Here is a 587-nt window from a genome sequence, read left to right as displayed (position 1 = left end):
GTTGCATGTCCAGTTGCTGACCTCCGGCACAAGCCTGCACATCGGCGGAAATAAACACACCCTTGCCGCCACGAACGGCCACCCAGTCGTCGGTGCGCAGCTCGGCGCCGTGACCGCGGTCTTTACGTTTATCATCGACCAGCGCACCCAGGTTCAGCTGGCTTTTGCCGCTGGCCGGTGTGGAAAGCTTGATGTGTTCTTTGCCTCGTGAATCATCAAGTCTTAACTTATTTCCAGAAGGCGTACGGATAACGTTCCGCTTGTAGTTCGGCAGCGCCACAGGGTCCGGATGCCGTGAATCGTGCAGTGCATAAGCAATGTACGGCCGGTCAACGTCGCCGTTCTCGAAGGCAATCGCCACGCCGGTGGAATCCAGCAGCGGCATATGGAAGCCGCAGGTATCCCCGGAATAGGGTTTTGCCAGACGCAGCCAGCAGCTCTCAAAGCCTTTCTGCCATTCGGTGCGGTCGAAACCAAACCGGGCGCGGTACAAACCGTCGGCGCTGATATGGGCATAAGGCTCATCCGGATGTGCGCTGGAGATACGGGCGGGCAGCGTGCCGGCGACGCTCGGCCACGGCAGCAGA

At 59.8% G+C, this 587-nt stretch carries 1 protein-coding gene; it reads right to left on the bottom strand.

Annotated features, from left to right (window positions below):
* On the bottom strand, positions 1 to 587 hold a 587-nt coding region (locus tag EVX52_RS25115), incomplete at both ends, for a type VI secretion system Vgr family protein (RefSeq protein WP_205952725.1).

Origin of the sequence: Rahnella sp. CFA14(1/10), assembly GCF_004195095.1 — a bacterium.
GTDB classification, from domain to species: Bacteria; Pseudomonadota; Gammaproteobacteria; order Enterobacterales; family Enterobacteriaceae; genus Rahnella; species Rahnella perminowiae.
Note: the sequence above shows the minus strand (reverse complement) of the source record. Positions and strands in the feature narration are given on the sequence as shown.